9 protein-coding genes and 1 pseudogene are annotated in these 9,909 nt (G+C 65.5%); 7 read left to right on the top strand and 3 right to left on the bottom strand.

Translation table 11 applies throughout. The features are described from left to right. The 7 genes from AC3AYF_RS13815 to eutC all read left to right on the top strand — a co-directional run. A partial coding sequence (locus AC3AYF_RS13815; RefSeq protein WP_487779873.1) for a translation initiation factor IF-2 occupies positions 1 to 823 on the top strand: 823 nt, incomplete at its 5' end. Positions 824 to 890: 67 nt separating this feature from the next. Beyond that, positions 891 to 1,331 (top strand): 30S ribosome-binding factor RbfA, encoded by a 441-nt coding sequence (gene rbfA, locus AC3AYF_RS13810; RefSeq protein WP_298839169.1) that lies wholly within the window; start codon positions 891 to 893, stop codon positions 1,329 to 1,331. After that, the gene (gene truB / locus AC3AYF_RS13805) at positions 1,331 to 2,332 is read left to right on the top strand and encodes a tRNA pseudouridine(55) synthase TruB (protein WP_487779872.1); all 1,002 of its coding nucleotides are present in this window, start codon (positions 1,331 to 1,333) and stop codon (positions 2,330 to 2,332) included. Before rbfA ends, truB begins: the two co-directional genes overlap by 1 nt. A gap of 78 nt (positions 2,333 to 2,410) precedes the next feature. After that, the gene (gene rpsO / locus AC3AYF_RS13800; protein WP_071230933.1) at positions 2,411 to 2,680 is read left to right on the top strand and encodes a 30S ribosomal protein S15; all 270 of its coding nucleotides are present in this window, start codon (positions 2,411 to 2,413) and stop codon (positions 2,678 to 2,680) included. A gap of 296 nt (positions 2,681 to 2,976) precedes the next feature. After that, positions 2,977 to 3,987 (top strand): 3-dehydro-L-gulonate 2-dehydrogenase, encoded by a 1,011-nt coding sequence (yiaK, locus tag AC3AYF_RS13795; RefSeq protein ID WP_487779871.1) that lies wholly within the window; start codon positions 2,977 to 2,979, stop codon positions 3,985 to 3,987. A 109-nt stretch (positions 3,988 to 4,096) separates the two neighbouring features. Continuing rightward, a complete protein-coding gene (locus tag AC3AYF_RS13790) occupies positions 4,097 to 5,518 on the top strand; it encodes an ethanolamine ammonia-lyase subunit EutB (protein WP_487779870.1) in 1,422 nt (473 codons plus the stop codon). After that, the gene (gene eutC, locus AC3AYF_RS13785; RefSeq protein WP_487779869.1) at positions 5,515 to 6,336 is read left to right on the top strand and encodes an ethanolamine ammonia-lyase subunit EutC; all 822 of its coding nucleotides are present in this window, start codon (positions 5,515 to 5,517) and stop codon (positions 6,334 to 6,336) included. Before AC3AYF_RS13790 ends, eutC begins: the two co-directional genes overlap by 4 nt. A 110-nt stretch (positions 6,337 to 6,446) precedes the next feature. On the opposite strand, the pseudogene AC3AYF_RS13780 reads toward eutC, so the two are convergent. The 3 genes and pseudogenes from AC3AYF_RS13780 to AC3AYF_RS13770 all read right to left on the bottom strand — a co-directional run. After that, positions 6,447 to 6,797, bottom strand: a pseudogene (locus tag AC3AYF_RS13780) (helix-turn-helix domain-containing protein); the annotation flags it as partial. Between the two features lie 262 nt (positions 6,798 to 7,059). Further along, positions 7,060 to 7,695 carry a response regulator gene (locus AC3AYF_RS13775; RefSeq protein ID WP_487779868.1) on the bottom strand — a complete coding sequence of 212 codons (636 nt, stop codon included), beginning with the start codon at positions 7,693 to 7,695 and terminating at the stop codon, positions 7,060 to 7,062. A 2-nt stretch (positions 7,696 to 7,697) separates the two neighbouring features. After that, positions 7,698 to 9,909: sensor histidine kinase (locus tag AC3AYF_RS13770; RefSeq protein WP_487779867.1), on the bottom strand; the 2,212-nt coding region annotated here is incomplete at its 5' end.

The raw sequence follows: 9,909 nt of genomic DNA, 5'->3' as shown, positions 1-9,909 counted from the left end.
GGTCGAGTCGGGGGGGCCGTCCATGCCGGTCGAGATCCAGGGTCTCGATGGCACGCCGGAAGCCGGTGAGGACTTCATGGTGCTGTCCGACGAGAAGAAGGCGCGTGAAATCGCCAACTTCCGCCAGGGCAAATACCGCGAAGTGCGTCTGGCTCGCCAGCAGAAGGCCAAGCTGGAGAACATGTTCAGCCAGATGGGCCAGGACGAGGTGGCCAAGGTCAACGTCGTCCTCAAGGCCGACGTCCAGGGCTCGCTGGAAGCGATCCGCGGGGCGCTGGAAGAACTCTCCACCGATGAAGTGCAGGTGGCGGTGGTCTCTTCCGGGGTTGGCGGCATTACCGGAACCGACGCCAACCTGGCACTGGCCAGTGAAGCGATTCTGGTCGGGTTCAACGTCCGTGCCGACGCTTCCGCCCGGGAAATCGTCGAGCGTGAAGGGCTGGATCTGCGCTACTACAGCGTCATCTACCAGCTGATCGACGAGGTCAAGCAGGCCATGAGTGGCATGCTGGCACCGGAGTGGAAGGAAGAGATCGTCGGTATCGCCGAGGTGCGCGACGTGTTCAAGGCGCCGAAGATCGGGGCGATCGCTGGCTGTATGGTCATCGAGGGCTCCGTTCACCGCAACAAGAAGATCCGTGTCCTGCGCGAAAACGTGGTCATCTACGAAGGCGAGCTGGAATCCCTGCGTCGCTTCAAGGATGACGTCAACGAAGTGCGCAACGGCATGGAGTGCGGTATCGGCGTCAAGAACTACAACGACGTTCAGGTCGGCGACAAGATCGAGGTCTTCGACCAGGTCAAGGTCGAGCGTACCCTGTAAGTGACAGGATCCCGCCGGCGCCCAGTTTTTTACGAACCAGGCGCCTGCGGGATCTCGAGAGGCAACGATGCGCGAATTCAAACGAACCGATCGGGTCGCCGACCAGCTGCAGCAGGAGCTGGCCGTCCTGATCCAGCGCGAGATCAAGGATCCGCGCCTGGGGATGGTCACGGTCAGCTCGGTCAAGGTCAGTCGGGATCTCGGTTACGCCGATGTCTACGTGACGCTGCTGGGCGAGAACGATCCGGCTCGGGTCAAGGAAAACCTGGCCGTGCTCAAGCGGGCCGCCGGGTTCCTGCGCTCGCAGATCGCGCGCCGCATCAAGCTTCGCCACGTGCCCGAGCTGCGCTTTCACTATGACGAAAGCGTCGTTCGCGGGCACAAGCTGTCGGCGCTGATCGACGAGGCCGTCGCCAGCAACCGCCCGCAGGAGAGTGACGACGCGGCGGGCCAGGACGACGGTTCCCGGGGGAGTGATACGCGGCACGAGGATGGAGAGTCGCGCTGATGGCACGGCGTCGCAAGGGGCTGCCCATCAACGGTGTGCTGCTGCTCGACAAGCCCAAGGGGGTGTCGAGCAATCACGCGCTGCAGCGGGCCCGGCGGTTGTTCCAGGCGCGCAAGGCCGGCCACACCGGGACGCTGGATCCAATGGCGACCGGGTTGTTGCCGGTCTGCCTGGGTGAGGCGACCAAGTTCTCCGCTCACCTGCTCGAAGCCGACAAGGTCTACCGGACCCGAATCCAGTTCGGGGCCGTGACCGACACCGGCGATGCCGAAGGTGAGGTGATCGAGCGCCAGGCCATGCCTGCCGCGCTGGATCGTGATGCCGTCGAAGCCGTGCTTGAGAGGTTTCGCGGCGAGATCGAACAGATCCCGCCGATGTACTCGGCGCTCAAGCAGCAGGGGCGCAAGCTTTACGAGCTGGCGCGCCAGGGCGAGACGGTAGCGCGTGCGCCGCGCCGCGTAACGATATATGATATGCGCCCGCTCGAATGGGAGCCCGATGGCGTCTGGTTGCAGGTGCGCTGCAGCAAGGGCACCTACATTCGGACACTGGCCGAGGATATCGGCGCCGCGCTGGGGTTTGGCGCCCACATCACGGCGTTGGAACGTCTTGAAACGGGGCCCTTCGACAGCGCAAGGCGAGTCCCCCTCGAGACGCTCGAGGCGATGAGCGACGAGCAACGGCTGGCGCAACTGCTCCCGGTCGATGTCATGCTCGAGCATCTGCCGACGCTCAGCGTGACGGAAACCGTGGCTCGGCAGTTGCTGCTGGGGCAGCGGGCGGCGGTGGCAGGCACCGAGCTGGCGCCGGGCACCACGGCGAGACTGTATCGCGACGAATCCTTTCTGGGGTTGGTCGAATTGACCGCGCAGGGGGAAGTCGCTCCCCGGCGTCTGGTCGACACGGCAGCATTGGACTCGGACCCTGTCGAGTCGAGGCAAGTCTCGACAAGCGCCGAAGGTCAAGCTGTCGGCATCGATTCGATGCACCCGTCTTCGTGACGGTCAACTGGGAGGCTGCAAATATGCGTGGTCTCCGATATTCATCATTCAGGCATATTGCTTGCTGGAGAGTTTTTCATGGCATTAACCGCTGAAAAGAAAGCCGAGATCGTCAAAGAGTTCGGTCAGGGCGAGAGCGACACCGGTTCCCCGGAAGTCCAGGTTGCGCTGCTGAGCGCCAACATCGACGGCCTGCAGAGCCACTTCAAGGATCACAAGCAGGATCACCACTCTCGTCGTGGTCTGATCCGCATGGTTAACCAGCGCCGCAAGCTGCTGGACTACCTGAAGGGCAAGGACTTCGATCGCTATCAGTCGCTGATCAAGAAGCTCGGCCTGCGTCGCTGAATCGCCCGGCCGCCGGCAACGGCGGCCCAGGCATCAGCGAAAGGCGGTGACGTCTCGTCGTCGTCGAGAAAGCCCTGTCGATTTATCGGCAGGGCTTTTTTCATTCTCACGAGGCGGGTGTCCCGTGTTTTCCCGCGCTTCTGACGCGCATGCCTGATCGCCTTGAAGGTTCGAGCGATCGCCGGCGCGCGGGTGCTTGCGGTCATCCATTCTTCCACTAAAAGCGAATACGCAGGATCGGTCGGGGCCGCTATGGTCGCTGGATAAATGTATGATGTATTACTAAAGGATCTCCAATGGCGATGGTCGATTTCGAAACGCTGCAAGCCACCCTGCAGCGGATTCTGCTCGAGGCAGGGCTGGCGCCCGATGACGCCTCGCTCTGTGCGCGCATTCACGCCGAAAGCACGCGGGACGGCGTGCACTCTCATGGCATCGGACGCATTCCCCGGTTCGTCGACTACGTTCGCCGGGGGTGGGTCGACGTCGACGCTGCGCGGGAACCCGTGCAGCGACTCGGCGCCATCGAGGTGTTCGACGGCCACTTCGGTATCGGTATTCGCAACGCGATCCAGGCCACCGAGCGGGCCATGGCCCTGGCGCGCGAGCACGGCATGGGGCTGGTCGCGGTGCGCGACACGACCCACTGGATGCGGGGCGGTAGCTATGGTTGGCAAGCGGCGGAGCAGGGCTTCGCGGCGATCATGTGGACCAACACGGAGCCGTGCATGCCGGCCTGGGGCGCTGCCACCCAGTCGGTAGGCAACAATCCTATGGTCATGGCCGTTCCCCATCGCGACGGTCCGCTGGTGCTGGACATGGCGATGTCCCAATTCTCCTACGGCAAGCTGCAGACCACGCGACGCAACGGCGAGCAGCTTCCCATCGACGGCGGCTTCGATGCGGACGGCGAACTGACGCGGGATCCGGCGGCGATCGAAGCGACGCGTCGCCTGCTTCCGACCGGTTACTGGAAAGGGTCGGGACTCTCCATACTGCTCGACGCCCTGGCCGCGCTGCTGGCGCAGGGCCGGCCGAGCCACGACATCGATCGGGTCGAACGTGGCAGCGGTGGCGGGAGTTGCCAGATATTCATGCTGTTCGACCCCGAGCAGCTCGGCGGGCGAGCCGCCTGTGACGCCATCGTCGAGGGCATCCAGCACCATCTGGCCGCCGCCACGCCCGACGAGTCCGGCCGGGCGGTGCGCTGGCCAGGGGCCTCGACCTGGCGCCAGCGTCGCAGCCAGGCACCGCTGGTGCTGGACGACGGCCTCTGGCAGGAGATCCTGGCGCTGACGACGAGCTAGGCGCAGGCGCCGCGCAGGCGACGACGTGCCGCTCGCGGGCGCCGAGGCGTTTATGGCATAAACTGAAGGCCACTCCTTGTCTTCGAACAACGACAACAGGTGTGATGCCATGAGTGAGCATGTTATCGACGTCGATGGCCGGCGGTATCGGTTCGATGGCCTTGGAACGCTGCTGGCCGCCGCCACCCCTCACCGCTCCGGGGATGCCCTGGCCGGGATTGCGGCGGCGAGCGCCGAGGAGCGGGCCGTTGCCCAGATGGCACTGGCGGAACTGCCTCTCGCCACGTTCCTGGAAGAGCCGCTGATTCCCTATGAGGAGGACGAGGTCACGCGGCTGATTCTCGATCGTCATGATCGGGCCGCGTTCGCGCCGGTTGCCTCGCTGAGCGTCGGCGAATTCCGCAACTGGTTGCTCTCCGAGCGTGCCGACGGCGAATCGCTCGAACGTCTGGCCCCCGGCCTGACGCCGGAGATGGTCGCAGCGGTCTCCAAGCTGATGCGCGTGCAGGATCTGGTGCTGGTCGGCCGAAAGTGCGAGGTCGTCACGCGCTTCCGCAATACCATCGGTCTGCCGGGCCGGCTGTCGACGCGGTTGCAGCCCAATCATCCCACCGACGACGCTTCCGGCATCGCGGCCAGCATCCTCGATGGCCTGCTCTACGCCAGCGGCGACGCCGTGATCGGCATCAATCCCGCCACCGACAACACGTCCACGGTGGTGACGCTGTTGAAGATGCTCGACGAGGTCATCTCCCGCTACGAAATCCCCACCCAGAGCTGCGTGTTGACACATGTCACCACCGCCATCGAGGCGATCGAGCGCGGCGCGCCGACGGACCTGGTGTTCCAGTCGATCGCCGGCACCGAGGCGGCCAATCGCGGCTTCGGCATCGATCTGGCCCTGCTGCGGGAGGGGCGCGAGGCGGCACTGTCGCTGAATCGCGGGCCGCTCGGCAACAACGTGATGTACTTCGAGACCGGCCAGGGCAGCGCGCTCTCCGCCGATGCCCACCACGGGATCGACCAGCAGACGCTGGAGGCGCGCGCCTACGCCGTCGCGCGGGAGTTCGAGCCGCTGCTGGTCAATACCGTGGTCGGCTTCATCGGCCCGGAGTATCTGTTCGACGGCAAGCAGATCATCCGCGCCGGGCTGGAGGATCATTTCTGCGGCAAGCTGCTCGGCGTGCCGATGGGCTGCGACGTCTGCTACACCAACCACGCCGAGGCCGACCAGGACGACATGGACATGCTGTTGACGCTGCTGGGGGCGGCGGGCTGCCACTACATCATGGGCATTCCCGGCTCCGACGACATCATGCTCAACTACCAGACCACCTCGTTCCACGACGCGCTCTACCTGCGCCAGGTGCTGGGGCTGCGTCCGGCGCCGGAGTTCGAAGCCTGGCTGGAAACCAGCGGTATCTATCGTAACGATCGCGGCATCGCCTTCGGTCGCGAGTTGCCGTCACGTTTCCAGCACGTGTTGGGGTCAATGGGCTTGGGCACGGTTGATACGGGAGCAGCACGATGAACGACCAGGATCTCCACGATGGCGATGCGGGTATCACCGTCACCAACCCCTGGCAGCGACTGCGTGAACTCACCGATGCCAGAATCGGCCTGGGGCGGGCCGGCGGTAGCCTGCCGACGTCAGCCCAGCTGGCCTTTCAACTCGACCATGCCCGGGCCCGGGATGCCGTACACATGGCGCTGGATACCGAGCGCCTGATGCCGGAACTGGACCGTCGCTTTCCGCTGGCGCTGCGCCTGCACAGCCAGGCAGCCGACCGCGACGAATACCTGCGCCGGCCGGATCTCGGGCGACGGCTGTCGGAGCAAGCCGAGCAGGAGCTTGCCGCCATCACCCCCGAACCCTGCGACGTCTCGATCTGCGTGGTCGATGGTCTCTCGGCGCGGGCGATTCACGAGCAGGCCATCCCGTTTCTCGACGCCGCGCTGCCGGAGATCGGACGGCTGGGACTGTCGCCGGGGCCGGTGGCTCTGGTGGAGCAGGGGCGGGTCGCGATCGGCGACCCGATCGGCGAGGCGCTCAAGGCGCGCATGAGCATCGTCCTGATCGGCGAGCGTCCCGGACTCAGCTCGCCGGACAGTCTCGGGCTCTATTTTACCTGGGCACCCCGGTCGGGCCGGCGCGACAGCGAGCGCAACTGTATCTCCAACATCCGCCCGCGGGGACTGGGTTACGCCAGTGCCGCCAAACTGCTCGCCTACCTGCTGCGCGAAGCCCAGGCGCTGGGTGCCTCCGGCGTCGCGTTGAAGGACGACAGCGAGATCGACTCCCACCTCGGCGATGGCCGACAGGGCAACTTCTTGCTGCCGCCCAGGTGATCCTCGGCGGCGAGTGCTACCGATGTCATCCGGGTCCCCGTCACGTCGCTGGTGACAGCTGTTGCCGAGTCGAGCACTGGGACGGCATCGCCACCGAAGCGGCGCCGCCACTCGCTAGGGCTGGTGCCGGTGACCCGGCGAAACAGGCGCGTGAAGTGCGACTGATCGCAGAAGCCGCAGGCCAGCGCGATGTCGGTCAACGGCGTCCGTTGATGTTGCATCAATCTCTGCGCCTGCCGAATACGCTGACGAAGGACGTAGTGGCATGGGGTTTCGCCGAAGGTCAGCTTGAAGGCATGGGTGAAGTGACCCACGCTCAGCCGGGCGATAGCCGCCAGATCCGCAGTGCGTATCCGGTCCTGGAGATGGGTCTCGACGTGGGTGGTCAGGCGCCGAGTCTGCCATCCTGCCAGTTTGCCAGGCGCGGTTTCATTCGAGAGCCGTTCTTTCAGCACTGCCATGGCTCGGGGAAGACCGAGCTGCGCGGCGAGACGTTCGTCGTCGAGGCTATACGCCGCCTGGGACAACAGGGATAGCACGAGCGCCATCCTCTCCGCCTTGACCGTTCGGGGAGCGAGGGGTGGCGTCGATGCGGGGTGGGAACGCCTCATGGTCGAACTCCGGTGGTGTCGGTGGTATCGATGATGAAGCGCTCTCGTCGGCAAGTTAATCCTCATTGGGCGAGGGTGCGCCTCCCCCTAAAGAGGTAGCGCCGGTCTCCTGCTACGCCATGTCGATGATGCCGCGCCGCAGGGCGATGGCCACGGCATGGGTGCGATTGCCGGCGTTGAGCTTGGCGATCAGGTTCTTGACGTGAGCCTTGATCGTCTCTTCGGTGAGCCCGAGTCGACGCGCGATCGCCTTGTTGGATTCTCCGTGTGCAATCCAGCGCAAGACCTCGACTTCGCGCCGGCTGAGCGGCTCGGCACCCAGATGGCTGGCCAGGTCGGCCGCAATCTCGGCGGGAAAATGAGATTTCCCCATTGCCAGTGCACGGATGGTATCGACGAGTGACTTGCGCAGCGTGCTCTTCAGCAGATAGCCGGTGGCGCCCGCCTGGATGGCGTGCAGGACCCGAACATCTCCCTGATAAGTGGTCAGAATGGCGATTCGTGCCGCGGGGAACTCGTCGCGAATGGCGTGAATGGCGGCGATGCCATCCAGCTCGGGCATCTGCAGATCCATCAGTGTGACGTCGGGCTGCAGGCGGCGATAGCTGGCGATGGCCTCGATACCGTTGCCGGCTTCCCCGACCAGCTCGATATCCGCCTGATCCGCGATCACGGCGGCGATTCCCTCTATCAGCAGAGGATGGTCATCGGCGACCAGGACACGAATCGGCAGAGGGGCTGGGGGCATGCTCAGGTTCTCCCGAATCGCCGGCGGCGGCGTCGCAAGGGGTGATGTCGCGAAGGATGATCTCGATAGGCTAGCGCTGCCGGAATGGTCAGTCGAACCGTGGTCCCGAGGCCGGCCTGGCTATCGATCTCGAGTCTTCCCTGCAACTGTCGGGCGCGCTCATGCATATGAGGGAGCCCCCAATGACCGGGGCGTCCCGACGGCGTCAGATAGTGGCCGGGAATCCCCGTACCGTCGTCGCTTACCGACAGGCTGAAGCCCTCCGGCGCATGACACAGGGTGACGATGATCCGGGTGGCATCGGCATGACGAAACGCGTTGCACAGCGCCTCATGGCCGATCCAGTAGGCTTCGCTTTCGACCCGGGAGCGGAGTGGCTTCGGACTGCCTTGCGTGATGACCTGGCAGACCAGGTTCCGGGCACCTGGCCGCTCCTGGCACATTCGCGACAAGCACTCGGCGAGACCGACGCCAGCCGAGGCATGGCGCAGGGACATCACGCGGTCGCGCCCCTCCTCGATCACTTCATCGGCCCGGTCGAGGGCCCGCGCCATCGCCTGACGAGCCGGATCGTCGACGGGCATCTTGTCGGCGGCGGCCTGGAAGTGCAGCACCAGTGCCTGGATGCTCTGAAGCAGCGTATCGTGGAGTTCGCGGGCAATGCGCTCGCGTTCGGCGTGGCGCGTCTCGAGCCGCGAGCGCAGCTGGGCCGCCGTCAGGCGCATCCGATAACGATAGCCTGCCCACAGCAGGACCGTGATGAGCAGCAGGCACAGCCCGCGAAACGTCCAGGTCTGGTAGAAAGCGGGGGCGATATGCAGGATCAAGCTGGCCGGCCGTGGACTCCAGACACCGCTGCCGCTGGAGGCTTCGACCTCGAAGCGGTAATCGCCAGGGCCCAGCCGAGTGTAGATGGCCTGACGTCGGTTTCCGGCGTCGTGCCACCGGGTATCGTAGCCGCGCAGGCGATAGCGAAAGCGCACGCTATCGGGCCGGGCCAGATCGATCGCCGTATAGTCGATGGCGATTCTGCGGGGTCGGGCGGACAACGACGCCTCGGAGGCTGTGGGCGATGCCAGGGGATAGCGGCTGGTATCGGCCGTGAGCGTCGTGATTCGAGGCTCGGGCGGTGGCGATCGATCCTGGGACCGGCTCGGGTCGACCGAGACCACGCCGGCGATGGTGGCGAACCACAGGCGTCCATCCTGTCCTCGGATGGCACTGGGGACGGGATGGATGCGAAAAGCATCGTTGGGAAGATCATCGTCCCCCTCGAAGCGGCGAAACCGGACGCGCTGGCCGGGTTCCTCCAGCACCCTGGCGATTTCCCCCGCCGGTATCTGGAGAACGCCGGTCTGGGTGTGCAGCCAGAGGTCCCCCCACGCCGATGCGGAAGCCGAGGGTGAGTCACCCTGGCGATCCTTGGCGATCTCGACCGGGGTTTCGATGATGGCGTGAATGCCGGTGAACGGGTCGCCGCTGGCGATGGCGTGAAACCGTTCACCATCGAACAGGGCTGCGCCGTGGGTGCCGGCCAGCCAGAGATGCTGCCGGGTGGCCGTGATCGCCGCCACGTTGCCGATGTCCAGGCCGTCCTGCGGCCCCCACTGGCGAATGTCGTCCCCATCGCGCATGACCAGCAGATCGTCCCGGTAACCGAACCAGACCCGGCCTTGGGTATCGCGGGTCGCGCTGACGGGCATGGTCTGACTCGGACGGCTCGTCGGTGGCGGCGTGAGTTGCCAGGCTCCCCCATGCCAGCGAAACAGCCCCGATCGATTGATCGAGACCCACAGCGCGCCATCGCCATCGCGGGCCATTGCACGCACGCTCGCCTCGGCCTGGATCGTCGACGGCAACGCGGTGACCCGGCGCAGCACGCCTCGATGTGCCCGCCAGATACCGTTCGGGCCGCCCAGCCAGACGTCGCCTCGAGCATCGCTGAAGGCGTTGTTGATGGGCGGCGCAACGTCGGTCGTGTGCCATTGTCCCGCTGACCGGCGCATCACCGGACGGTTGCTGGAGCCTGCCCACAGCACGCCGGAGGCGTCCTCGGCCAGGGCGACGTTGCGGGCGCCGCCGGGGAGGTGTGCCGGTACCAGAGCGGCATGACGGAAGCGGTCCAGGCCGGCGCTGGTACCAACCCAGACATTGCCGGCATCGTCCTCGAAGACGGGCTCGATGTCATCGGCGCTCAGACCGTCGAGATGACTG

Source organism: Salinicola sp. (assembly GCF_982684285.1).
This window is presented reverse-complemented; position numbering and strand designations above follow the sequence as displayed.